The organism is Ruegeria sp. BC5, assembly GCF_056539205.1.
Genome location: NZ_JBQFUN010000001.1, coordinates 1029788 through 1055047, shown reverse-complemented (window position 1 = coordinate 1055047; position 25260 = coordinate 1029788). Strand labels below are relative to the sequence as shown.

The following is a 25260-nucleotide window of genomic DNA, read 5'->3' as shown; positions in this document are numbered from 1 at the left end:
GCTGCTCTTGATCCAAAGGGCAAGTGACGGATAGACATATCCGAACGAGGAGACAAATCACCATATGCCCCAGTCCAGACAGCCGTCCAAAGACGCCTATAGCCTAATTCTCGAAGCGATCGACGTAGGCGTTTACAAGCCTGGCGACCGTCTGGTCGAAAGCGAGCTTGCCGAACGGTTCGGTGTATCGCGCACACCTATTCGCGAAGCTCTGCAGCGACTAGAAACGCAATCCCTCTTGGAGCGGGACGGGCGGTCACTGATCGTGGCCTCGCTGAACCACAACCAGATGGCCGAGTTGTACGTCGTACGACGCGAGTTGGAAGGGTTAGCGGCCAAGCTGGCCGCAAAGCACGCCACCGAAGAAGAAATCAAAGTGCTGCAGGAAATGGTGACCGAGGATGACGCGCTGGTCGACGACCCTCAGGCTTTGTCTCGGGCGAACCGCCGGTTTCATGAGCAGATACATCTGGCCTCGCACAACCGCTATCTGGTGCAGCAGCTGGATCTTGTGCATCGCACCATGGCGCTGATGGCCACGACGTCGCTGGCGGTGCAAGGGCGCGGTGAGATTGCGCAGAGCGAACATAAGGGAATTGTCGAAGCCATCGCTGCGCGCGACGAAGAGGCCGCGGCACGCGCGCTCAAGGATCACATTTCTGTGGCGTTCATGACGCGGCTGAAACAGGACGCGGTTCTGCGCGAGAACTGATCACGCGGGCGGCAGGCTTTCTTCACTGGCCTGCCCGTGTTGCGTTTTGTCCCAGAAGAACGGGTTCAGCACCAATTCCCATAAGGCTTTATAGGCCGCCAGAACACCCAATGGGAAATACAGCGGCATGGTCGGCACCCATGGCAATAGAAACCGTCTTTCACGTGCTGAAACGGCGATGGCGCCAAATGCGATATTGATGATCTCGGCGCTTAGAAAAAGGCCGATCAGTGCCGCCAGAGCGTTGTCAGAGAGAATGAGGTCTAGTGGGCTGGCCAAGCCAAAGCTTGTCAGCCAGAACAGCCACAGAACCGGTGCCAGCAGGAATTGCCCGACAGTTCCCAGGAAAAAGGCCTGCACGCCTAAAAACCGAAATAGCCCCAGATCTTGAAGCAGCCGCGTGGGGGCCCGCATGTGAACCAGGTAGGTCACCATGAACCCTTTTAGCCACCGTGATCTTTGTCGTACCCAAGGCCAGGCGCGGAAATTGGCCTCTTCATAGGTGGCGGTGTCCACCATTTCGGTGCGATAGCCCGCGCGCGAAAGGCGCACACCAAGATCGGCGTCCTCGGTGACGTTGTGGGCGTCCCAGCCGCCCAACTCCAACAGCTTGTCGCGGCGGAAAAAGAACGTGGTTCCGCCCAAGGGCACAACAAGCCCAAGCCGCGCGACGCCCTGAAGGACGACCCGAAACCAGCTGTTGTATTCAATGGTAAAACAGCGGGACCGCCAATTGGTTCGAGGGTTGTAGTAGTCCAATACGCCCTGCAAGCAGACAACATCTTCGTCCGCCTGCGCGAAATGGCGGACGACACGTTCGATCTGATCAGGCTGCGGCGCGTCCTCGGCATCCCAGACACCCAGAATATCGCCGCGGCAGAAATCCAGCGCATAGTTCATGGCGCGGGGTTTGGTGGTCAGACCGTTCAGCTCGGGCACTTCGACGATTCTGATCCAACTGGGCAGAGCAACCTGGGCAAGAGTGGCGCGTGTTACCTCGTCGGTTTCCTCAAGCACCAGAATAATGTCCAGTAGTGCCTTGGGGTAAGTAAGCCGTTGCAACCGATGAATGAGCGCATCGGCGATTTCACGTTCCTTATAAAGCGGCACCATGATCGACACACAAGGCAACGCTTGTGGCGGGGCTGCTGGGTTTGCCTTGGGCCGGTGTTTTACCGAATGCCAGACAAAGGCCAGCAGCCCGGCAAGACGCAGGCACAAAAACAAGACCAGGCTGATCACGGCGGCGGCGACCAGAACGGTCAGCCCTGTCTTGGGGAAAGCAGCAAACAGCCCCGTAAGCCCTGTTAGGGCAAGGGCGGGTCCTATACGAGATTTCGGGGTCCATGATCGGCAGCTTTGATCCAGCTCCACGCGCGTTTCGGCCGATTGGGCAAGCGAAGAGGCGTAAATGCGCGCGATGGTGTTGTCGATCTGATCGGCACCGGCGAGTACCGGCATGACGGTGTAACCGGCATCCTCAAACCCGCTGCGCACGGCGGGGAACAGATCGGGTCGCGCAGTTGCCACAAGCAGGATTGGACCCAGGCGGCGCCAGGGAATGACGTTATGTTTCAGCCAGAATTCAACTGGTTTAAATTGACACAGTTCCAGGGGCGGGGGCGAACTGTTGATATCGGCAATCTGTAGACCGGTTTGTTCGGACAGCGCGCAGAGAATATCCTGACGGGTGACCCAATCTTCGGCCACCAGAATTTCGCCCAGCGGTGCCTGTTGCCAGGATTGCAGAAACAACGCCTCGTCCAGTTGTGACCGGGTGATCAGACCTCGATCAATCAGACACGCCCCCAATGGCTTACGGTCTTGCGCAGGGATCGGTGCGGCACGCGCGAAATGCTGCAGGTTTAATTCGACCATAATGAAACAACCCTGACGCGGTTACCAGACGTCAGGGTTGCGCAATTTAGGTTAACACCAGGTTAACTATGATCGAACTGGCTATTATGCCTGTGCTTTCTGGGCTGCCATTGCCTCAGCAAAGCGTTCAAACAGATAATAACTGTCCTGTGGGCCGGGCGAGGCCTCGGGGTGGTGCTGTACCGAATAAACCGGACGGTCGGTCATGCGGATACCGCAGTTTGACCCGTCAAACAGCGAGCGGTGCGTTTCCACCACGCCGTCGGGCAAGGATTGTGCATCAACCGCAAAGCCATGGTTCATCGAGGTGATCTCGACCTTGCCAGTGTCCATATCCTTGACCGGGTGGTTGGCGCCGTGGTGGCCGTGGTTCATCTTGACGGTCTGACCGCCAAGCGCCAGCGCCAGCATTTGGTGGCCAAGGCAGATGCCAAAGACCGGCAGTTCGGTGGTGTCCAGAACCTCTTTGATCATCGGCACGGCGTATTCGCCCGTTGCGGCCGGGTCGCCGGGGCCGTTGGAGAGGAACACTCCGTCAGGATTGTGGGCCAGTACCTCGGCCGCTGTCGCGGTGGCGGGCAATACGGTTACATCGCATCCAGCCGACGCCAGGCAACGCAAGATGTTGCGCTTGGCACCGTAATCGATGGCGACAACCTTGTGCACGGGGGCTTCCTGACGGGTGTATCCGTCGGGCCAGGCCCAACGCATCTCATCCCAGCGATAGCTTTGGGCGCAGGTGACCTCTTTGGCCAAATCCATGCCTTCAAGCCCAGCAAAACCCCGCGCAGCGGCAATCAGCGCAGCGATGTCGAAATTGCCCTCGGGGTCATGGGCCAGCGCCACATGCGGCGCGCCTTGCTGCCGGATGGCGCGCGTCAGACGGCGGGTGTCCACACCGCCGATAGCGATGCGGCCACGGCTGGCCAGCCAGGTCTTCAACTCTTCAGTTGCGCGCCAGTTGGACGCATCGGTCGGGTCCCATTTTACCACCATCCCGGCAGCAACCGGATCGCCGGTTTCGTCATCCTCGGGGTTTACACCGACATTGCCGATATGGGGGAAAGTAAAGGTCACGATCTGACCGGCATAAGAGGGATCGGTCATGATCTCCTGATATCCGGTCATGGCAGTGTTAAAGCACAACTCGGCCACGGTTTGGCCGGTGGCACCGAAGCCCATCCCGTAGAACAATGTTCCGTCGGCCAAAGCCAGACATGCGGTGGGCTTGGACGGGGCGTTCTGGGCCATGGGGCGACTCTCCTGCTGGGTAAATCGGCGCATACCTAAGGGGGTTGTGGCGCTGGGTCAAGTCTGTTCAAAATTTGGGCTATTGTGAAAAATCAATTACTTAGCGATATTCACCCCCTGTTGTATCACGCTTTTTGTTTCGATATGGTCAGGGTTCCTTTTCCATGGGGATGGACAGAACATATGGATATGCGATCACGGGTGAACTCAGCCCTGAAGCAAGCAATGAAAGACAAGAATGCCGAGCGTCTGTCGACGCTGCGCTTGATCAATGCCGCAATCAAGGACCGCGATATTGCCTCGCGGGCTGCAGAAAACGAAGAGGCCAAGGGCTGCGGCGATACCGAGGTCCTTGAAATTCTTGGTAAAATGACCAAACAGCGCAAGGAAAGCGCACGCGCCTATGAAGAAGGCGGACGGCTGGACTTGGCCGAGCGAGAGTTGCGTGAGGTTGAAGTCATCGAGGAGTTTCTGCCCAAGCAATTGGACGATGACGAGGTTTCCAAGGCCATTCAAACGGCAATCACTGCGACAGGTGCGGGTTCGATCCGCGACATGGGCAAAGTGATGGGAGAACTTAAGACCCGGTACACCGGCCAGATGGATTTTGGCAAAGTCGGGCCGATGGTCAAAGATCAGCTTTGCGCGGCAACAGGCGGCGGTTGCTGATCCTTCTTTCAGTCTGAAACGGCTTTTACTGCGCGACCGGTTCGCGCAGTTTTTGTATCAGGTCGTCGTATAGCGCGATGCGTTCTTCCTCGGACAGAAATGACCCTATTTCAACTTCGCGCCCATCTCCGGTCAGCGTCACGTAATTCGGGACAGGTCCACCGCGTTTATGCATTTCGGGGCGGGCCCAATAGCGGTTGCAGGTCCATTCTTGCTGACCGCTGCGCGGGTCATGGTGGACGAGGTGCGCCCGCGTGCCAGTCAGTGTCAGAATCTCGAACACGCTGCGCGCGCGATAGTTGGTCTGGATCGCCAGCCACAGTCCCAGAACGGTTACTAGCAGGAAAGGCAAAAGCCCCCAAAGGATGATCGACCCAAGCACTGCCAACAGCGGGATCAGTCCAAACAGAAACACGGACAGAATCACGATCATCGCCCCGCGTGGAGGCAGTGAATTATGCGGCCAGAGGCGCAATTCCTGTTCAGTTTCAGACGTTTTTGTCCATCGGTAGGGCATGGCTGATATGTAGCGCAATGCTGTGGCGTTTCGAAGGGAAATGATTACGCAACGTGGCCAACACGCACCCAGGATAGCGCGTCGTCCAGTCGGTCATCTCCCCAGAAAACCTCGCCGCGGACGACAAGGCTGGGGGCGCCGAAAACACCCAGCTTGGCGGCCCGTTCGGTTTCCGCTTCAAGTGCGGCCACGGTATCAGGGCTGCGAGCGCGGGACAGTACCAGGCGCGGGTCCTGCTGGCATCTGTGCAGCGCTTCTGAGATCGCGGTTTCGCTGCCGGCTTCGATATTTTCTTCGAACCAAATGCGATACAGGGCCAACGTGAAATTCTTACCCCAGCCATCGCCCATACCCAGCAAGGCAACCTGATTGGCAAGCGCCAGGTCCGAGATCGGGTAGGGTACAGGCAGCTTGGCGTGGATGTGATATTTTGCGGCCCGACGTTCGATATCGCGCCACATATATGCGGACTTCACCGGTTTACCTGCAAAGGGAATATTCTTCTGATCCGCCATGACCGTGCGTACGTTGAAGGGCCGCCAAGTTACGGCAACGTCATGTTCGTCGCACCAATCATCCAGCCGCATGATCGTCAGGAAGCTGTAGGTGCTGCCAATGGAATACCAAAAATCAATTTCGGGCATGTAATCACTCCGATCTCAGAGTTCCTTCACCTATCATACCCTAAAATGGTCGGATTTTCGAATTTTGCCTGAAACACGCGGTTCACCAGCGTGGTGGCACGTTGTTCAAAACAGGGCTTTTTCGACAGGTTGCGCGGGTTGGGGCGCAACACCGCAGCCGGTCATCTGACGCATATCAATCTCGATTGTTCGGCACAGCGCCGAGATTGGCACGTCGGTGACATCCCCTTCGAACGGATCCTCCATCGAGGCACTGACGCGCTCGGTCACAAAGAAGATCCAGCAAACCAGCGCTCCGACAGGGGCAAAGGTCATCCAGTCGAACAGCAATGTTCTTATCATCGAGGCATCGGTGCCCACCATGATGGAACGTTCGTCGTTGAAGGCCAGAGGCAACAGGAAAATGAATATCCAGCTGAACAGGCGGCCGACCTCGGCAACCTGACGCGGGAATGGAGTGTTTTTGATCCGCTCGCACTGGCCTTGCGCCGTCGTAAACCGGGATAAGCGATCCATCAGCGCCACGTGCCAGAAGGGGTCGATCTTTCCCTGTTGCGCCATATCTGACAAACGACGGGCCTGCAGGTTGATAAGACAGGCCGCGCGGTTGGTCTTGTCCTCTAACAGCGGCAAATCCGCCTCAAGTTGACTACTCCGCCAGCTTTCGGGATTTTGATGCAGGTCTTCGTGGCCTGATACGGGCTTGTGGCCGAACATCCATGGCCTGCGTTTGCGACCGGTAATTGCAGGTTGGCGCAGCTGATAGGCCAGCATGTTTATCCAGGCGATGTGCCGCTCGATCAGTTCATCGCGCAGGTCTTCTTCAATCACTGAGCCATTTGGTTGAACCAAGGTACTGATCGTATTGCCCCAGTCCCGGCTTGTATTGGCGATATCACCCCAAACCCCGCGGGCTTCGGTCCAGCGGCCATAGGTGGAAGTGTTCTTGAAGCCCAGAAAAAACGCCACTGCCAAACCCAACATCGCTACTGGTGGGCTGGGATTCGAAATCAGGTCAATCGGCGTCAGTTCATCGATCACCTGAACCAGTAAAATCCAGGCCAGAACGATACCGATAAAACCGACCGAACCTTTGAGCAGTTTTCTAATCGAAATGCCATCATGAAGTATCATGGTTTGCGTGTCTTCCGCCGGGGCGCCCTGAATTCCTGTTTTTGAATACTATTCCCATGGTGCTGGATGTGTCTATGCACGTGCCGGACAGGGTGCAGAGACCGGACACAAAAAAAAGCCCCGCTCAAGGCGGGGCTTTAATGGGTTTATCGGACTGCGGGATCAGTGCGCGTGGCCTTTGTCCCAGTCTTCCTGCTTTGGCAGCTGCTCGAACGTATGCTCAGGCGGCGGCGAGGGCAGGGTCCATTCCAGCGTGTCCGCGTATTCGTTCCAAGGGTTCGGACGGGTCTCTTTCGCGCCACGCAGCAGGGCATAGATCACGATGCCGAAGAACAGCAGGAACGAAGCGAAGGAAATAAACGCACCAATCGACGATACAAAGTTCCACTGGGCGAAAGCCTCAGGATAGTCGATGTAGCGGCGGGGCATGCCCTGACGGCCCAGGAAGTGCTGCGGGAAGAAGGTCAGGTTGGCGCCGATGAAGAACAGCCAGAAGTGAACCTTGCCCCAGAACTCTGAGTACTGACGACCAGTCATCTTTGAGAAGTAGAAGTAGACACCGGCAAAGATTGCAAAAACAGCACCCAGCGACATCACATAGTGGAAGTGCGCAACGACATAGTAGGTGTCATGATAGGCGCGGTCGATACCTGCCTGCGACAGTACAACGCCGGTCACACCACCAACGGTGAACAGGAACAGGAAGCCGAAGGCAAACAGCATCGGCGTCTTGAACTCGATGGAACCGCCCCACATTGTGGCAATCCACGAGAAGACCTTGACGCCTGTCGGCACCGCGATGACCATTGTGGCCAACATGAAGTACGCCTGCTGACGCAGCGACATGCCAACGGTGTACATGTGGTGCGCCCATACGACGAAGCCCAGAACGCCAATTGCGATAATCGCCCAGACCATTGGCAGGTAACCGAAGATCGGCTTGCGTGCGAAGGTCGCAATCACGTGGCTGATGATGCCGAAGCCGGGCAGGATCACGATGTACACTTCCGGGTGGCCAAAGAACCACAGGATGTGCTGATACAGGATCGGGTCACCGCCACCTGCCGGGTCAAAGAAGGTGAAGCCAAAGTTGCGGTCCATCAGCAACATGGTGATCGCGCCGGCCAGAACCGGCAGCGACAGAAGAATCAGCCACGAAGTGACGAAGATCGACCAACTGAATAGCGGCACCTTAAACAGCGTCATGCCAGGGGCACGCATGTTCAGGAAGGTGGTGATCATGTTGATCGCGCCGAGGATCGAGGAGGCGCCCGATACGTGTACGGCGAAGATCGCAAGGTCCATGGACATGCCGCCCTCGGTCGTGGACAGCGGCGGGTATAGAACCCATCCGACACCCGAACCAAGCTGGTCGTTCCCACCGGGGCTCAGCAACGAAGCCACGCCCAGCGAGGTACCGGCGACGTACAGCCAGAAGGACAGGTTGTTCATCCGCGGGAACGCCATATCCGGCGCGCCGATCTGCAACGGCATGAAATAGTTGCCAAATCCGCCGAAAAGAGCCGGGATGACAACGAAGAACATCATCAGAACACCATGGTAGGTGATCATCACGTTCCACAGGTGTCCGTTCGGGGTACACGGGTCGGCCATGAAGCCTTCCAGGCACATGAACTGCACACCGGGGTGCATCAGCTCGAGCCGCATGTAAACGGTCATCAGAACCGAGATCAGACCGGCTAGTGCCGAGACGATCAGGTACAGAATCCCGATGTCCTTGTGGTTGGTCGACATGAACCAGCGGGTAAAGAATCCGCGATTATCTTCATGCTCGTGACCATGAATGGCTGCGTCTGCCATTTAGGTGCCTCCTGTTGCAACTGCACCGCGCAGCCAGACCTCTCTGGCGCGCGGGATTCCTGCTGGTTTTAGAGGGCGAAGGGGGCACCTTCAATGGCCGAGTTTGATCTGGATCAAGAATAATTGTCGCGGGTGGGAGGAAATCCCGCGAATTCTTGGTCTCAGTCAGGCCCTATCTGGCGATGGCTGTCAAAATTTCAAGGGTCCGCTTCTGCCCATTCGTGCGGCGTGGCAGAGTTCCGCCTTGACCCCCGGTTGTGTGGGTCGCAGTACTATCCCCAATTCCCGAAACCGGAGACAAGATATGGCCGCTTACGATCCCGACAACATCTTTGCCAAGATCCTGCGCGGGGAAATTCCCGCGACCCGCGTGTACGAGGATGACGAAACGCTGGCTTTTATGGATATCATGCCGCGGTCCGACGGGCATCTGTTGGTGATCCCCAAAACACCCTGCCGGAACCTGCTGGACGCATCACCTGCGCAACTGGCTGCCGTTACGGCAACCGTGCAGAAGCTGGCGAACGCTGTGGTCAAGGCGTTTGACGCAGACGGGGTCACCGTTCAGCAATTTAACGAGGCCGCAGGCGGACAAGAGGTGTTTCACCTGCATGTCCACATCCTGCCGCGTCAGGAAGGTGTTGCCATGCGGCCTCCGGGCAAGATGGGTGACTTCGACCTGATCGCCCAGCATGCGGACAAGATCAAAGCAGCGCTGGTCTGATCACCCCTTGCCGTCGTGCGGCCCAAGGCACGCGCTGTGGTCGCCGAACGTGTGGAGCACGGCGCAAACATGGTCGTGCCCACCGTCACAAGCCGAGGCGATACGGGTCAGTTCCGCCTCAAGCCTGACCAATTGGGCGATACGCTCGCGTACATCCGCCAATTGACGTTCGGCGATTTCATGTGCCCGGTTCAAATCATCGCCATGCGCGCCTTCCAAGGATAACAGTGCCTCAATATCGCTCAAAGGCAGGCCAAGGTCTCGCCCGTGGCGAATGAACTGCAACCGATTTAATACGGCAGTGTCATACCGGCGCTGATTTCCAGCCGTTCTTTCCGGCTTTGGCAGCAACCCTTTGTCTTCGTAAAACCGGATTGTGGGCACTTTGACGCCGGTTCGCCGGGAAAGCTCTCCGATCGAGTACATTTTTCGGCTTTCCTCTCTTGAACCTCTAGTGACTAGAGGAATTACATGTACTGTCCCGCCAAAACAAGGAACACCGGCACCATGGCACATCATCACGGCCACGAGGGACATAAACATCACCCTATCGACCCGGACGCAGGCGATATGCGCGTCGCAGGGGCGATAGGGGTGAACATGCTGCTGACCCTGGCGCAAGTCATCGGCGGCATCCTTTCCGGGTCTCTGGCACTGATTGCAGACGCGTTGCACAATTTTTCGGACGCTATCGCCCTGATCATCGCTTTTTTCGCACGTAAGATTGCCCGTCGACCCGCCGATCCGCGTATGAGTTTTGGCTATGGTCGCGCTGAGGTGGTCGCGGCGCTGGTCAATTACACCACACTGATCGTGTTGTCGGTGTATCTGTTGTACGAAGGTGTCATGCGGTTTTTCCAGCCCGAGCCTGTCAACGGCTGGATGGTTGTCTGGATCGCCGCGCTTGCTTTGGTCGTCGACCTTATCACCGCTGCGCTGACCTATTCGATGTCGAAGGACAGCATGAACATCCGTGCGGCCTTTATCCACAATGTCGCTGACGCCCTTGGATCGGTTGCCGTCATTGTCGCAGGTGCGGCCGTCATACTGTTTGGCTGGACCTGGGTCGACCCTGCGGTGACGATCCTGATCTCGGTCTACATCCTGTGGCACGTGAAATCTGAGATCGGAGAAACGATCCGGGTGCTGATGCTGGGCGCGCCGCCCAATCTGTCGCCCGAGGATGTGGCCACCGCGATCGAAGCCACTGAAGGAGTGGCCGGTGTCCACCATATCCACCTTTGGAGCATGCAGGAGCAGGAACCAGCCCTGACCGCGCATCTTGAGATCGACGCCCAAAGCTGGACAGACGCGGAAACCATAAGATTGTTGGTGAAAGAAACCCTGAGGTCGCGGTTCGCAATCGGGCATGTCACATTGGAGTTAGAGCGCGCGGGCAAAACGCATGCAGCATTGCCCCGGTTTGGACATGACAATTTGCAAGGGTCCTGAAAAGGAATTGCCGTTCCGATTTTGGGGTCGGAACGGCAGACTCGTAAACAAACACTTTTTCCGACACCCAGGTCTTCAGGGATCACCGGTTTAACACACCACTCACTCTAGAACGGTAAAGTTAGACTACCCGTTAACGCGCAATTTGTATCGTTCTGAGTGAGCTTTCCGCCAAATAAACTCAAAATTAACGAGCTAAATGGCAGATTGCATACGGGTTCGGAAACAAAGGGAATTCTTAGGGGGAATTGTCAATTCGCCTTGCCGCGTTTAGCGATTCGAATTCAGGTTATGCGATGGTCGTTTCGAAACTATCCGCAAAGGTTTTTTGCAAGGCAGCGTCCACGTCGGCCATCGTTACAGGCAAGCCTAGATCGACCAGAGACGTCACACCATGCTCGCTGATTCCACAGGGGACGATGCCGGAAAAATGCTCAAGATCAGGTTCAACATTGATTGAGATACCGTGAAAGCTGACCCATTTGCGCAGGCGCAATCCAATGGCTGCGATCTTGTCTTCGGCTGGCTGGCCGGTCACCGTAAGCGGCTTGTCATCACGTTGCACCCACACGCCGACACGGCCGTCGCGAATTTCGCCTTTAACGTTGAACTCGGCCAAGGCTGCGATCACCCAAGTCTCAAGCTTTTTGACAAAGCCCCGCACGTCCTTACCGCGTTTGTTCAGGTCCAGCATGACATAAGCCACGCGCTGACCGGGGCCGTGATAAGTATACTCTCCACCACGCTTGGCTTCGTAGACCGGAAAGCGATCTGGATCCGTCAGATCCTCGGACCGGGCCGAGGTGCCTGCCGTATAGAGCGGCGGGTGTTCCAGCAGCCAGACACACTCGTCCGCCTCGCCCGCAGCGATGGCCGCGACGCGCGCCTCCATAAAGGCGACGGCTTCGGTGTAATCGGTTAACCCGTCGGTGATCTTCCATTCCATGGCGGTTCCATATCGCGCAGGTGCGGCAAGGGGAAGGGGTCAGGCGGCCTCGGCCAGGCACCTTTGCAGAATCTGGGCATAGGTGTCTGTGCCCTGCGCCCCGGTCACCAGATATTTGCCGCCGAACACCATTGACGGGACACCGGAAATACCCCGGCTGGTCCAGAACTCTTGCTTCTTACGTACTGCGGCGACATGCGCACCGGATTCCAGCGCAGATCGCGCCGCGTCAACGGGCAGACCGGCCTCTGCAACTGCTTCAAGCAACACATCAATCTTCGACACATCCTTCTGGTCGGTGAAATACGCCTTGAACAGGGCAAGTTTAAGCGGATGCTGGCGGCCCTGAGCTTCGGCCCAGTCCAACAGTTGGTGGGCCGCAAAGGTGTTCACCATTCGGCTGTCTTCATTGAAATTGAACGCAAACCCCAGCTCGACCCCCAACTGCGTCAGCCGATCCCGATTCAGTTGGCTTTGTTCCGCGGTCGAGCCGTATTTCTCCATGATATGCTCGCGCAGGTTCTGGCCTTCTGGCGGCATGGTCGGGTTCAGTTCGAACGGATGCCATCTAAGGCGCGCCAGAACATTTTCCTGCTTCAGAGCCAGATCAAGCTGTTGAAATCCGACGATACACCAGGGGCAGACGACGTCTGAAATGATGTCGATCTGAAGGACGGGGCGGGGATCTGCGGCAGTCATGTTCAGACTCCTGAGCGGAAGATGAAGGATACGTTGACGATACAGATATGAATACAGACGGGGAATTCAAACTGGCGTGTTTTTGTCTCTTCACATCCTGATCATCTGCGTCTATACGCCCCACTACTAAGTCACTGGCAGTGCGGTCGTGGCGGAATTGGTAGACGCGCAGCGTTGAGGTCGCTGTGGGGTAACTCCCGTGGAAGTTCGAGTCTTCTCGACCGCACCAAATAATTCATCTCGTTGTGTAATTTCAATTTATCATGTTGGCGTGAACGATCTTGGTCCACCTAAAGGCTTGTGATTTGGTCATCGGCGCAACGTAGTCGCTTTCGCTGCTTCTGCACGCGTGCGCTGATGCCTCCGATCGTCGAGTAGAGTGCCGACAACCGATCAAGTACATAAATGGCTTCCACCAACTACTGTTTATCGAGGATGAATCTCCACTGCTGGTTAAAAGGCTGTATGAGGGCGTCAACGTAATTAGCTGCCGCACATGTGAAGGCTGATCAGCCGCGAGTATTGAGATAAACGTGCAACACGGGCCTAATAACTGCGACGACCATACAATCTGAGTTGGGCGTCAAAACTTGAGTGAATTAGTTCAAATAGAGTGCGCCCAATCGATGAAGCAGCTGAATATGTTGACAGTCCTGCGGTCATTGGCTTTTTTGTTTCCGGTTTACATCAATTAGAACAACTAAAACGAACAAAACACGAGAATTTCTCGGTGCTCGGACAGCTCATCCCTTATGATGTTCGTAGTAATATCGCGGCCTGCAAGTAGTAGGCCTATTTGCCGAAAGTTGTGAATCTACTGCATCTTCGGAAGTGTATTTGGTAACGAGTGTGCTGTTTCGATCGTATGATCGGGACAGCATTTTCTTTTTGGAGTTGCTTTGGCAATATGCAGGCTCCCTCATTTTACCACTGACGATCTCGAGTGTGCCACGAGGTCTTGTGATCATAGGGATAACTTCACCACTGAAAATCCGCTACTGAATCACGGGATTGCTTCAAAGATGCAAAGTGATGTGCCATCGAAATTGCTTGGCAGGAATTCGTTATCGTTGCTCCGGTTGCGCGGCGCAGGTTAGTGAGGTGTGCTCGGCTCCGGCGGAACCTACCTCGTGCCCGCTTATCGCGGGAAACATAACAAAGAACTCTGTGCCTTCACCAAGTTTGCTTCTGTAGTCTATTGTACCGCCAAAATGCTCAACAATTTCCTTTGAAATGTGCATCCCGAGTCCGGTACCGCCTGCGTGACGTTCATCGGAGGAGTCTATCTGGGAAAAGCGATCGAATACTTTGTCATGGAACCCCTCAGGTATCCCGATGCCATGGTCTTTGACGAAGAGGCGAATATTCCCGCCGACTTTCTCGCATCCGACGGTTATCTCGCCTCCATCAAGGGAGAATTTAGCTGCGTTGGAGATAATGTTGGCCAACACCTGAAGAAGGCGGGAGGGATCACCTTTAACGTACAGATCATTGTTTCCCCTTAAGTCTTCTACAATTTCTACGTTGTGAGCACTGGTGTATCCCATGTTACATGCAATCGCTTCCTGAATCAGCGCATGTACATCAACAGTTCCTTCGCGGTAGTTCATCTCGCCCGCTTCCATTTTTTGAATGTCCAGCACATCATTGATTAAGGATGCGAGCCGTTCGCAGTTTTTACCTGCTAAATGAATGAGGCTTTGCATTGATTCTGGTGCTTCACCCAATGCGCCTGTGTTGATTAGGTCAAGTGATCCCTTGATCGAAGTGAGAGGCGTACGCAGTTCATGGCTAACTGTCGATATGAACTGAGTTTTCGCAATGTAGGCCGCTTTTGTTCTTTCGTGCTCTGCTTTGAGCTTTTCGAGTTGTTCCAAGTTCCTGCGGTAGAGCTTCAGAAACACCATCGAACAGTCAATCAGAAAGTACATTACAAAGATAACGGTGAAGAAGTGCAGCCAGAGTTCAGATGAAAGCTCGGGGCGTTCGGTCCAGATATCTTTTACGACAATCAACATGAACGATACGCCGTACATGGTCAGACGGACAATCATTGCCCACAGAAACTGATGGTTGTTCATTGCAGCAAACAACGCCGCAGCAAACAAGAAGAACATTGGAGTAAAGTGACCGCCGGCGGGTTGTGCGAAAGCAACTGAAACAGCATACAGGCAGATTGCAGTTGAGCTGAGGATCGTGTTCAACAGAATCCAAGCAACCATCATACTAATTGCTTTGTGCTGATCTGGCTTTAAGCGCGGTACGCGTTTGGCCAGCAATAGATCTTGCGCTTCGCATATGAGGATTGTCCCATAGAACAGCATGGCGTTTACGGGATCGAAGAAGAACGCAGTCAAAATGGTCGTGGCCAGATAAATAGCCTGCCGCTGCCACAGAAGCGCAAAGCTCATGGCAGTATAATCTATTATGTTTTGCAGAAGCCGGTTTTCCGTTTCACCAGAATCCCGGTCCGGCAGATTGGCGTCGATGGCTGTCATCTAGATGTCTTCGTTTTTCGCGCTTGGACAGTACCATTAGCGGCATAATGAGGACTTAGTTGGTCTGAATTGGGTTCACAGTTTGGCGCTAATCCTTTGAAGGCCACCGAGATTGTTGGCGTTTCACGCAAGATTCTGATGTGAGAGGTTGAAAAATTTTTGTTGCGCAAATGCAGTGTGGGGCGCCCAGAATCGACGATCTCGTTGCTAAGTGCAATTTTTTTTATCTTAATGTGCCATAAAGAAGGAGAAAATCTAAAAGGGTTGGGGTTTGACTGCAGTTCAATTTACGAAGTTGGGGCAGGGCGCTGTCGCTCCTGTTTCGGCTAGGCTTGCAAAAAAGCCGGTGACACTGCTTCAGTTTGCAAGGTCCGCGGGTCGAAACATGTTTGAAGTCATCCCGGCCGAAACTCTGCGTGAAACTTATGTTCGTGGGCCTTTAAACATACACTATATCTGCGATCCTGAAATAATAACCGAGTTACTTGTCGGGCAGGGCCGTTCGTTTCCCAAAGCCAAGTTCACTAAAGACATTATTGGATCGGCTGTAGGCAACGGGTTGATACTCTCTGAAGGGGAAAAATGGCGTCAGCAGCGGCGTAGGTATTCTCCACTATTCGCCGCCAGGAACCTCCCGGTTCTGGCTCGGCATTTTGCAGAGACTGGTGTCGAGATTGCAGATTCATTGGCGGAACACGAAGGCCCCGTAGATGTTGCACAAATTGCGCCTGCATCAACGTTGACGAATATTTCCAGGGTGATTTTTTCGGGTAACAAGAAAGTCAGTTCAGAGCAAATACGCGTGGGGCTGATCAAGTATTTTGAGTACATTTCTGATTTGTCTCTTTTCGATTTAATGGGTTTGCCAAAGTGGGTGCCGCGCAAGAATTGGCTACGCAGCCTGGCCCCGGTGACTAATATGCGGAACCTTGCCAGACAGGTTATTGATCAGCGTCGCTCCGAATGCCGCAGCGAGCCACAGGATTTCCTCGATTTCATGATTGAGGCGTTGAAAACAGATTTCGAGGATGAAGCGACAACCGTTGACAACCTTTTAACCTTTGTCGTCGCTGGTCATGAAACTTCCGCCAACGCTCTGGCCTGGGGGTATTATCTGCTGGCGTTGCACCAAGATATGCAAGCTAAGGTTAGACAAGAAATTCGGTCGGTTCGCCCCAAAGGTCCAATGGAGTTTTCTGACCTGGAGGCAATGCCACTCCTGCGCGCCCATGTAAAAGAGACGCTGCGGCTTTACCCTTCAGCCTCGTTCTTTGCTAGAGACGCAACTGCCGACCTTGAAATCAAAGGGGTAAAGATTGCAAATGGTGACGCGCTATTCTTCCCAGTTTACTCTTTGCACAGAAACGAAAAACTTTGGGATGCTCCTGACCACTATCGACCGGAACGGTTCTTGGGATCTACACTACCTCGAGGTCAGTACATTCCATTTGGAGATGGTCCCAGAATCTGCATTGGTGCTCAGTACGCTGAAACTGAAATCATGGTACTTATGGCTTCGGTGCTCCGTCGAATAAATTTTTCGATTACAGAGTCTGAATTACCGGAACCAGTTTTGACATTCACCATGCGTACCAGTGGCCCACTCATCCTCAATGCCGAACGGGTTCGCGAATAAAGTTGATATCTAAACTCCAGTGCCTGACCTTTGATCGACGTCAGGCCTGGCGATAGAATTAGCTTACTGCCGGCGAGTGAGGTAAGTGTTATCGCCGTACAGCTCACGCAAGACTACATCAAACAATCTATCGTTGACCATTTCTTTGCGATGCGGTGTGGGCTCTGAAAATGTGGAAGAGGTTGTAACCAGGCCCTTTCTGAGATTGGCCTCACGATGATTCACTTTTTTGATAGCCATGTCCAAAGAGGCGAATGCTCCAACCTTCGTAAAAGAACGAAGCGATACCGGTGTACCTTTCACCACTTTAAGATGGACAGATGCGCAGCGGTTGCTGAGAACAGTCCCTAGTTCTTGGTTTAGGAAAGCTTCGGTCGGAATATTCTGGGTGCGTTCCCGCCCATGTGTAACAACGAGAAATGCGCCACTCCCGCGATAGGAATAAATTCCTCCAGCAGCCTGTGTTGTTCTTTCAATGCAGAATCCAATGTCGGAAACAGATCGCCGAAAATCACCAAAATTCTTCAGATCAAAGTGATACTCGGCGTCACGAAATTTGATTGCGGTGACCCAGGTGTCAAATCGACGCCTCCGTGAAAGCTGCTCGACATAGTTATCGAATTCGACATACCCCAAGCATTGTTCCTGCTCGTCGATAGACAAAGGATCCTTGAAATTGAATTTCTGGTTGAAATCCAATTCACTGCGAAGGTTTTCTATCGACGCCGATGAGGATTGGGTTTTCCTTCTTTCCATCATCAGAAGGTGAGCAGCGTTCATACGGCTGCGCAATTCAAAGAAGTCGAAGGGTTTAGTTACATAATCAAACGCGCCTTCTAAAAATGCCTTCTCGATGTTGTGCCTGTCATCCAGTGCAGTCAGCATTATGACAGGTGTTTCCAGATTTTCCGGCAGGTTTCGGATTTGCGAAAGCAATTCTATCCCTGAGGTTCCAGGCATCTGAATGTCAACAAGCAGACAGTCGAACGGGGATTCTGCTGCTTCTATCATCCCAAGCGCTTCATCAGCTGAACTGGCAGCAGCCACATTGCAGTTTTCGAGTTCAGGAAGTGCTGACTGGAGCAATTTCAAAATGTCAGGATCATCATCAACCGCCAGTACAGTAAGTGCGGTCTTTCTTTGCGCTCGATGCTCTAAATTTCTTTGGAACCGATCACTGCCAAATGTGGAATGTCTCATAACTGGTGAACCGTTGATATCCTCATAACGGGATAAACTTATGAGGAGAGTGGGCCGAAACAGCGGCAAAAATGGAGAAAGTCTTCTTAGAAAGGGGCTTTTTCTTGACCTTTATTTGGCGCCAACGGCCTCAATAACGAATTGCCAGTCATTGTTGTGAACTAGCGTCGCTTTCTCTTAACGTTATTTTTTCGGCAATCTGTTGGCGCTAAAGGGCAGTCTACGATCGCAAAACTACGGAATTGAACAACGGTTGGAAGTCTAAGCATCGTCTCTGGAAACCCCACGAAAATGCAATACAGCCGAGTTCTCCCAATAGTCTTAAAATCAACCTTAGTTGCAATGAAATATGCGTCGGGCGTCCAAGAGTAAATAAGACAATCTAGTGGATGAGGTGTTCCATTTACTTGTGGATGTTGAATAAAACCGACTGACTGATGGTGCCATCGATGGAAAACTTTGCGCCGACAGGCGAGGCATTGATGCCCAGTCGCCGTGACCACCGTGCCCAGACTGAGGGGACGATGCCCAGGATGCTGGTCGCACCACCTTCCATCGCGACAGTAGTCATCTGGTGAAACAACTCCTGTTGAACCGGAAGCCTGCGTGACGATGCAACATCCTTTGCCACGAAGAAACGGGATGCTTCCCAAACCGAGCGCTTTACCGGGGCGTCAATAAATAGAACGTCAGTTGGTATTCCTTTAAGGATACCTCTTTGCGCGTCGCGCAGCATATAACTGTATACCCCGCACTCTGCAGTCGTGGGCAGAAGTCGCACACCTCCTAAGACCTCACCGAATTCATGCAACACAACCCATCGACAGGCTGGCGTGTCGTATTGGTCAAATTCCATCCCGTCAGCTTCGCCAACTTGCCACTTTAACTGGTCAATGAAAATTGATTTTCTGGTTTCAAGGTATTTTGTCAGAAGGGTGCCATGCTCGGAAATATTGCGAAAATTAAGTGTAGTCGCGCGAATATGGCCAATGTTGCCACGTGGCATTGGCGGACTGCTATTGGCAGCAAATATTTCTAGTCGCGCCAAAGTATTTGGTGCGCCTGAAGTGCCGTTAGCAGGTGTCAGTTCCGGAAGCTCCTCCGGGACCGGGTATGTCTGCTTATACCTGAGTGGTTGGTCCATATTTTACTCATATTTCTGACACACTTATGGCAAGATTCAACTCAGCAAGTCCACAACCCTATGCGGTAGTTGCCCGAATAGATGGATAGGTGTGTCTAAATCTCCTCCCTTCCTTTGGTTACCTTCGCTAATTGACCAAAAACTCTAGAAAGTTCTTGGCTTCTATTTTCTCCCGCAGGTTCCACTTTTTTCCCCATGTCTGGCAACATTTTGAAAAAATACAGCTTCTCTTATGTATTCCTTTCAAATTCTCGCCCGGATCAGGCGCGGTTTCGCTATCCAATAGTATTTTGAGGCAGTCGTGACGGCTGAGAGGAGCAAAGTTAAAATGGCATCAAGAATTGGAGGGATTTGCTTTTCAGTATGCGCTCTCGCACGGGAAGAATTGCGCAAGTTAAAAAAAATGCACAGACATAAGGAAGCCCACCTTGTGTCACCGTTTTGCCGTCTTCGTAAGAGAGGATGAGAAAACCCTGAGTGTATCATGCGCGAGCCAACCGTTGCCTGAAGTCTGCAATGCCCAACGTTTGGTGAGGTGTAAAAGGTTGGTGAAAAGTTATGCGTATTCTTGCTGTAGACGACGATCCTAGCATCCTGGAGTTGCTAGATAGAGTTCTAGACGCGTTCGGTTATAAAGACGTCGTCACCGCCAGAAGTGGGCGAGAGGCCATTGAAATACTGTCACGACCTAACGAAGCGTTCGACTGCTTGCTACTGGATGTGCAGATGCCGCAAATGAACGGCATAACTCTTTGCGAAGAAGTGCGAAAATTACCAGATTACACTTACACGCCTATTATCATGGTGACCGCCATGGTGCAAAAAGAGTACATCGACGAAGCATTCGGAGTTGGGGCGACGGACTACGTTACAAAGCCTTTTGAGTTCTCTGATCTGAAGCAGAGGTTGTCTGACGCCTATAGAATGGCAGCGGAACGCAGAGCGGCAATCGAAGTGCTGGAAGCTGAAGCGGATTTTGAGTTGTGTTTTGGCAATAGTCCGGACGTTCGCTTAAGTGATCCGCAATGTTTCGGAGATTTGCCCGGTTTCATTGGGTTAGCTGAATTTGAGAACTACGTAATTCAGCTTTCAACGATGCACTCCATGGCTGCAAAGCTTGTGGCGGTGAAATGTATAGGCGCCGAACAAATCTATGAGACGAGCACGGTCAGTGAATTCCGTAGTGCCATGACTTTAGCTGGTACAGCGGTTCTGTCAGCTAGTCAGGAAGGGCGTAAAGTGGCGACCTATTGGGGAAATGGCGTGTTCTTGGTGATCTACGACAATCAAGTTAATTTGAGCGTGGACCAGTTAGGAGCTCCGCTTCCGGAGGCATTGAAAGAAGTTTCCGGTGACACCACTTCAGGTCGGCCAATTGGCTTCCAAGTTAGCGAAGAAGTTATGCTTAAAGCCAAAACCAAGATGGAGGCGTTGTTCTTGATAGACAAGGCCGTCGAAATGGCTGAAATGTCGGAAGGCCGAGCGGCGAATATTGGTTGAAAAACTGCATTTATGGATGGTGATTGAGACTAGGCTGTTGGTGTAAAAAATACATTAGAACGCCCTGAGTTTTTCATTTTGCTGGTTTAAATCGATCCGCGCGCTCGTTCATCAGACGTTCAACCTTTGTGCTTTTGGCCTACTTTGTCCGTTCTCAGTGCCTACCCGGCGGCAACAACTCGGAGAAAGAACCCGTAAGCTTCTTCTCGAAATTTGATCTGATGCGAGATCTGGCGTATTCGCCTCTCTCTAATTTCCTGAAGGTTTCTTTCGCGACCACGGTCAAAGCGTGATCGGTCTAAGCAGCTTCCCGGCGTATCCCTTCTTGTTCTTTGATGGGGTCTTTGCCTTTACGGGCTACGGGTCGCCATTTCTCTACTTCTTGGCGTGAATCTTTAGAGCTATGGCTGACAGAGCACTCCACCCCATCCCTCTGCGAAGCCTGTGGATAGGAACCCGAAGCACTACTTGCCAGCATCACCGTCGTTTTTGGCAGCCAGAGGTACTCGCCATCCAAGCACTAGCCGGTTTGAGTGTTCTTCACTTGCAATGATGATAGCTTGTTGAGTGCTGGAATTTGGTCCACCCTATGGTCCACCTTTTAGTGTGAGACACAGTGAACCACTCTGAAGCGAAATGAAGCCACATTTTTATATTTTTCAGTAATCTAGACGACTTTTTGAAGCAAACAGAAACGGTCAGAAGTATGCGTGTTCAAGTCTTCAATGCATCTCGACCGCACCATTCTCTTCTTAATTCATGGCGATCAGCCCTTTGGATCGGGGTAGAGTTGCACCAGTTTGTGCCGGATTGCTGATTACTCCAATTCCTGTCTCGCCCGCGCCTTCTGGGTTGTGTATGACGAAGGTCAACGCAAGTCGGGAAGTATTAATGTCTCAGGCCATTACCGTATTCACCACTATGAAGAACGAAGGCCCCTATATGCTGGAATGGGTCGCGTTTCATAAAACATTGGGGGTCGATCACTTTGTGATCTTCACCAACGATTGCGACGATGGCACCGACGATATTGCCCGCCGACTGCAGGAGTTGGGGTTGGCCACCCATGTCTCGAACGAGGTGAAAGAGGGGGGCAATCCACAGCATCAGATGCTGCGTCGGGCGCGGCGTCAGCCCAAGGTCAAGGAAGCGGATTGGCTGTTATGTCTGGATGTGGATGAGTTCTGGAACATCCGCCACGGCGACAACAGCTTTGACGCGTTGATCACCGAGGTCGAAAACCGTGCAGGGCAGCAGGTGGATGCGATTTCATTCGCTTGGAAACTGTTTGGCAGTTCCGGCAATATCAGTTTTGAAGACAGGCCCGTAACCGAAACCTTCGCGATGGGAGATCAGGAGTATCCATACCATTCGGGCCGGGCGTTTGGACTTAAAACCCTGTTTCGCAACAATGGCAAATTCACCCGGTTTGGCCCGCATCGCCCAAAGGGCATGGAAGAAGGCAAGGAAAGTGAGATTGCCTGGTCTGACGCCGGGGGCAAGCTGTTTCCGGCCGAAAAGGTGGGCTGGCGCGCTTGGCGTGGGTTCGATCATTCACTTGGGCGCCTGCACCATTACTCGGTTCGATCGCTGGACGGATTTCTGATCAAGCGAGACCGGGGGAGGACTAACCATATCAAAGTGGATCAGGGGCAATCCTACTGGCAGGACATGAATGCCAACAAAGAAGCTGACCAATCCATTCAGCCCATCGCACGACGCGCGGCGCCATTGTTGGCAGAACTGAAGGCGGACGAAACGTTGGACGCGCTGCACGCAAATGCCTGTGACTGGCACCGTGCCAAGGTCGCCGAGATAAAAATGCGGCCTGACTGGGTGGATTTTCGGGTTTGGCTGGCGGATAATCTTATCTGAAGATCATGGCAGACGACCTTTCGAAAGAGCAGTTGAAACCCGATCACCCCGACCGCAAGACGGGGTATGAACGTATTCTGACCGACCCTGCACCGCCGTGGTTTGTCGAACTCTATCCTGGTGGAGATGGGGCCGGTTTCCTGCAAAAGCTGGAACGCCATTCGGTGCTGTTTCATCAACGCTCTGCCTCGCAACTGGTTGTCAGTTTTGACAATATCGCCAATGCGAACGACCTGTCCTTTGCGCGTGAACCCTGGGGTTGGAAGTTCTTTCGTGATGAGGGCTGGTCGCATATGGGGATATTCGCGCGCACCAAGGCCTGGTATCGAGATCCAGAGATCATCACGTATTTCCAGAACCGCGCAGCCGAAGGGTTTTTCGATCAGTTCGACCAGGTCGTCTTTGCCGGGGCCTCGATGGGCGGCTTCGGGGCGCTGACCTTTTCTGAATTGGTCCCGGGCGCAAATGTGATCGCATTTAACCCTCAGACGTCACTGGATGAACGATTGGTCCCGTGGGAAACGCGGTATCGTTTCGGGCGGGTGCAGGATTGGGATCTGCCATATGGTGACGCCGCGCAGACGGTGAAGCAGGCGGGTAAGGCCTATGTCTTCTATGACCCGTTTTTCGACCTTGACCGGCAGCAGGTCACTCGGCTGAAGGGTGAAAATGTCATGCTGCTTAAGACATGGTTTTCGAACCATTTTGCAGCCCCTATGTTGCGCAAGCTGGGTATCCTCAAGCCCGTCATGCAGAAGGCTATGGACGGATCGCTTGAGGCAGGTGATTTCTATCAGATGATGCGCGCACGGCGCCGGTTGCCGATGGTGATGCGCGCGATTGAGGCGCAGGCAGGCGAACGTCATCCAAAGTTGGTGGGTCAGGCGCGCCATAAATTCCGCATACTGCGTCGCGCCGCATTGGTTGAGGCAGAGAAGTCCCAATGACGCCTGCGAAAGGAGTGTTCATCGGCCAGCGCAAAGACCGCATGGGCGCGCGCCTGCTGATGATGCTGACCTGCATTCGTCTGGCCGAGGATTTTGACACCACTTACAAGGTCAATTGGTTTCCGAAAGGATCGGATGCACCCGAGCTGGATCATCCGCAGGAACTGTTTGCTCAGGATTGGATGGATGCACAATTCCTCAGTGCAAAGGCGTTTGAAAAACTCAGCGACAAGGCTTTGCCAATCTGGACCTTTCAGGGGGACAAAACCCCTGACCGCCTGATCGCGCATCTCAATTCGGGCCGGTCGGTTGTGGTTGAGGAAGGGTTCGAAGTGCTGGCCTTTCCCTGGGAGGATATCGAAGCGATCCGCCCTCGGTATCGGGATTTCATCCATCAGATCGGCTTTAAGGACGAAATCCGCGCCATCATGGACCGGGCGGATGAAAAGCTGTCGGGACAGGGGGTGACGGCTTATCACATCCGGCGGGGCGACATTCTGAACGGTTCGCCGTGGAAACACACAACCTGGCCCGCCAAGATCGAACTCGAAGAGCTTTACGAGGCACATCTGGAGAAAGCCGACGGGCAAACGGCCATCATGTTTTCGGATCAGGCTGAATTGATCACCCGGTTTCAAAAGCGGTTTCCGCAACTGCTGCAAATGTCGGACATCGCGGATGTCTCGGGCATGACCCGCGCGCAGCGCGACTTTCTCGAGCTTTATGCGATGTCGCGGGCCGATCAGGTGATTGCGCCTGTTATTTCGGCCTTTTCGATGGCCGCTGCAAGAATCTCTGGGCAACAACGCGTGGTGTTTCGCGATGTGCTTAGCGAGGCTGAGATCGAGGCTGCCAACGAAGCAGCATTGATCAGGCTCCATCAGCAGTCTGATGAGTTTCTGAGCGCATCCGAGGCTGCGCATATCTATGCCAAAGCTCTCTTCCACTTGAACCGACTGAATGCAGAAGACCGAACGCAAGAGTCCCTCGAGCTTGCCGCGAAGATATTGGATGCAGGTGCGGACAATGCATTTCTGCCACTGCTGCAGGCGCTCAACCTGTTTTATCTGGGCAAATGGGCAGAGGCCAAGGAAATGGCCGATTTTGCTTTGGAGAATCAAAATGTCTGGCCCGAAGACTACGCCGTACTAAGCGCGCTAAAGTCCGCTGCACTGGGAGAAATGCGAAAGCGCTGGCAGGCCGGTCAGGCCTTCAGCCAAGCCTTTTGGGCCAAACCGATTAGGCCGGACGTTCTGGTTTTCGGGTCGCGGGTTGTGTACCGGGATCAGATTGCCCTTCGGCTGTTTCCACCGACGGACTGGTCTTTGCAAAAGGTGATCCGCAGACCCTGGTTCAACTTCAATTCCCACGTCGCGCAACGCAACGTACTGGTGCGTTTGCCGTGCAATTTCGATTTCCTTCTATTGGACTGGTCGGATTTGGCGCTGGATCAAAAAGCGCGCAGGTTGTTTGACAGCCAGCACCGCTTAAAGCAGTTGCATGACGGGCTGGTGCGTATGACTGATATCCCGGACTGTGATCCCCGAGTGCAGAGTTTCGCAACGGTGTTGAATATGCATTTGGGAGAACTCCATGCGGCGCAGGCGGTTGATATAATGCGAAATATTACCGCGAACGTTCCTGATAATCCTCTCTACCACAAGCGTTTGGCTGAACTTTACGAAGCCGAAGGTGATCGCGCCTCAGCTCGTTTGACGATGGCAGAGGCTTTGGCCTGTGATCCAGGAAACCCGTTTCTGATTTTTGCGATGGGCCGGTTTCTAGAGCGAAACGGCGCGGAAGAGCAGGGGCGGAACCAGATTATTCAGGCGGCTGAAATTGATCACGACACCGCTTCCGTTCAGGGTGAGGCCGGCCGAATTCTGTTGCAACGCGGTGAAAAGGAAAGAGCCCGGGCGTATCTGCAAAAAGCCAGAGATCTGTGCCCGACCTACAAACGCTTTACCAATCAATTGAAACGGGCAGGCGGGTAGATGGCTGGATTTCACTTGG

Annotated in this window: 21 protein-coding genes and 1 tRNA gene; 10 read left to right on the top strand and 12 right to left on the bottom strand. The window is 53.6% G+C overall.

What is annotated here, in order from left to right:
• The first annotated feature begins 64 nt into the window (after positions 1-64).
• Positions 65-712 carry a GntR family transcriptional regulator gene (locus tag ACR0LY_RS05265; protein WP_170348346.1) on the top strand — a complete coding sequence of 216 codons (648 nt, stop codon included), beginning with the start codon at positions 65-67 and terminating at the stop codon, positions 710-712.
• On the opposite strand, the gene ACR0LY_RS05260 is transcribed toward ACR0LY_RS05265, so the two are convergent.
• Positions 713-2590, bottom strand: coding sequence for a twin-arginine translocase subunit TatC (locus ACR0LY_RS05260; protein ID WP_170348347.1), 1878 nt, complete (start codon positions 2588-2590; stop codon positions 713-715).
• An 84-nt stretch (positions 2591-2674) separates the two neighbouring features.
• Positions 2675-3841, bottom strand: a complete 1167-nt coding sequence (gene carA / locus ACR0LY_RS05255; protein ID WP_170348348.1) for a glutamine-hydrolyzing carbamoyl-phosphate synthase small subunit — start codon at positions 3839-3841, stop codon at positions 2675-2677.
• 183 nt (positions 3842-4024) lie between these two features.
• On the opposite strand from carA, the gene ACR0LY_RS05250 reads away from it, so the two are divergent.
• Positions 4025-4510 carry a GatB/YqeY domain-containing protein gene (locus ACR0LY_RS05250; protein ID WP_170348349.1) on the top strand — a complete coding sequence of 162 codons (486 nt, stop codon included), beginning with the start codon at positions 4025-4027 and terminating at the stop codon, positions 4508-4510.
• Between the two features lie 25 nt (positions 4511-4535).
• On the opposite strand, the gene ACR0LY_RS05245 is transcribed toward ACR0LY_RS05250, so the two are convergent.
• The 4 genes from ACR0LY_RS05245 to ctaD all read right to left on the bottom strand — a co-directional run bounded on the left by ACR0LY_RS05245 (position 4536) and on the right by ctaD (position 8626).
• Entirely contained in the window at positions 4536-5027 is a 492-nt protein-coding gene (locus ACR0LY_RS05245; RefSeq protein ID WP_170348350.1) for a DUF2244 domain-containing protein, read from the bottom strand.
• Between the two features lie 44 nt (positions 5028-5071).
• Positions 5072-5671: a 2-hydroxychromene-2-carboxylate isomerase gene (locus ACR0LY_RS05240; RefSeq protein ID WP_170348351.1), complete on the bottom strand. Its 600-nt coding sequence runs from the start codon at positions 5669-5671 to the stop codon at positions 5072-5074.
• Between the two features lie 105 nt (positions 5672-5776).
• Entirely contained in the window at positions 5777-6805 is a 1029-nt protein-coding gene (locus ACR0LY_RS05235) for a bestrophin family protein (RefSeq protein ID WP_170348352.1), read from the bottom strand.
• A gap of 162 nt (positions 6806-6967) precedes the next feature.
• Entirely contained in the window at positions 6968-8626 is a 1659-nt protein-coding gene (gene ctaD, locus ACR0LY_RS05230) for a cytochrome c oxidase subunit I (RefSeq protein WP_170348353.1), read from the bottom strand.
• Between the two features lie 304 nt (positions 8627-8930).
• On the opposite strand from ctaD, the gene ACR0LY_RS05225 reads away from it, so the two are divergent.
• Positions 8931-9350: an HIT family protein gene (locus tag ACR0LY_RS05225; RefSeq protein WP_170348354.1), complete on the top strand. Its 420-nt coding sequence runs from the start codon at positions 8931-8933 to the stop codon at positions 9348-9350.
• Here the strand turns inward: ACR0LY_RS05225 and ACR0LY_RS05220 are convergent, their stop codons facing one another.
• Positions 9351-9776, bottom strand: coding sequence for a MerR family transcriptional regulator (locus ACR0LY_RS05220; RefSeq protein WP_170348355.1), 426 nt, complete (start codon positions 9774-9776; stop codon positions 9351-9353).
• 81 nt (positions 9777-9857) lie between these two features.
• Here ACR0LY_RS05220 and ACR0LY_RS05215 point away from each other — a divergent pair, with 81 nt between their 5' ends.
• Positions 9858-10802, top strand: coding sequence for a cation diffusion facilitator family transporter (locus tag ACR0LY_RS05215; protein WP_170348356.1), 945 nt, complete (start codon positions 9858-9860; stop codon positions 10800-10802).
• A 289-nt stretch (positions 10803-11091) separates the two neighbouring features.
• Here the strand turns inward: ACR0LY_RS05215 and lipB are convergent, their stop codons facing one another.
• Together lipB and ACR0LY_RS05205 are read right to left on the bottom strand one after the other, a co-directional pair.
• Complete coding sequence (gene lipB / locus ACR0LY_RS05210) at positions 11092-11748, bottom strand: lipoyl(octanoyl) transferase LipB (RefSeq protein ID WP_170348357.1); 657 nt, start codon at positions 11746-11748, stop codon at positions 11092-11094.
• A gap of 39 nt (positions 11749-11787) precedes the next feature.
• Positions 11788-12447 (bottom strand): DsbA family oxidoreductase, encoded by a 660-nt coding sequence (locus ACR0LY_RS05205; protein ID WP_170348358.1) that lies wholly within the window; start codon positions 12445-12447, stop codon positions 11788-11790.
• Between the two features lie 142 nt (positions 12448-12589).
• Between ACR0LY_RS05205 and ACR0LY_RS05200 the strand changes: the two genes are divergently transcribed.
• Positions 12590-12676 (top strand) — tRNA-Leu (locus ACR0LY_RS05200).
• 835 nt (positions 12677-13511) lie between these two features.
• Here the strand turns inward: ACR0LY_RS05200 and ACR0LY_RS05195 are convergent.
• Positions 13512-14945, bottom strand: a complete 1434-nt coding sequence (locus tag ACR0LY_RS05195) for a sensor histidine kinase (protein ID WP_170348359.1) — start codon at positions 14943-14945, stop codon at positions 13512-13514.
• Between the two features lie 385 nt (positions 14946-15330).
• On the opposite strand from ACR0LY_RS05195, the gene ACR0LY_RS05190 reads away from it, so the two are divergent.
• On the top strand, positions 15331-16581 hold the full coding sequence (locus ACR0LY_RS05190; RefSeq protein WP_254440169.1) for a cytochrome P450: 1251 nt from the start codon (positions 15331-15333) through the stop codon (positions 16579-16581).
• Positions 16582-16644: 63 nt separating this feature from the next.
• Here ACR0LY_RS05190 and ACR0LY_RS05185 read toward each other — a convergent pair whose 3' ends face one another.
• Entirely contained in the window at positions 16645-17781 is a 1137-nt protein-coding gene (locus ACR0LY_RS05185; RefSeq protein WP_170348361.1) for a response regulator, read from the bottom strand.
• A gap of 403 nt (positions 17782-18184) precedes the next feature.
• Positions 18185-18925, bottom strand: coding sequence for an acyl-homoserine-lactone synthase (locus tag ACR0LY_RS05180; protein ID WP_254437169.1), 741 nt, complete (start codon positions 18923-18925; stop codon positions 18185-18187).
• Positions 18926-19483: 558 nt separating this feature from the next.
• Here ACR0LY_RS05180 and ACR0LY_RS05175 point away from each other — a divergent pair.
• The 4 genes from ACR0LY_RS05175 to ACR0LY_RS05160 all read left to right on the top strand — a co-directional run bounded on the left by ACR0LY_RS05175 (position 19484) and on the right by ACR0LY_RS05160 (position 25241).
• The gene (locus tag ACR0LY_RS05175) at positions 19484-20425 is read left to right on the top strand and encodes a response regulator (RefSeq protein ID WP_170348362.1); all 942 of its coding nucleotides are present in this window, start codon (positions 19484-19486) and stop codon (positions 20423-20425) included.
• An 891-nt stretch (positions 20426-21316) separates the two neighbouring features.
• Positions 21317-22300, top strand: coding sequence for a glycosyltransferase family 2 protein (locus tag ACR0LY_RS05170; RefSeq protein WP_170348363.1), 984 nt, complete (start codon positions 21317-21319; stop codon positions 22298-22300).
• Positions 22301-22305: 5 nt separating this feature from the next.
• Positions 22306-23247 carry a hypothetical protein gene (locus ACR0LY_RS05165; RefSeq protein WP_170348364.1) on the top strand — a complete coding sequence of 314 codons (942 nt, stop codon included), beginning with the start codon at positions 22306-22308 and terminating at the stop codon, positions 23245-23247.
• Positions 23244-25241, top strand: coding sequence for a hypothetical protein (locus ACR0LY_RS05160; protein ID WP_170348365.1), 1998 nt, complete (start codon positions 23244-23246; stop codon positions 25239-25241). The genes ACR0LY_RS05165 and ACR0LY_RS05160 overlap by 4 nt, the downstream gene beginning before the upstream one ends.
• Positions 25242-25260: the final 19 nt, after the last annotated feature.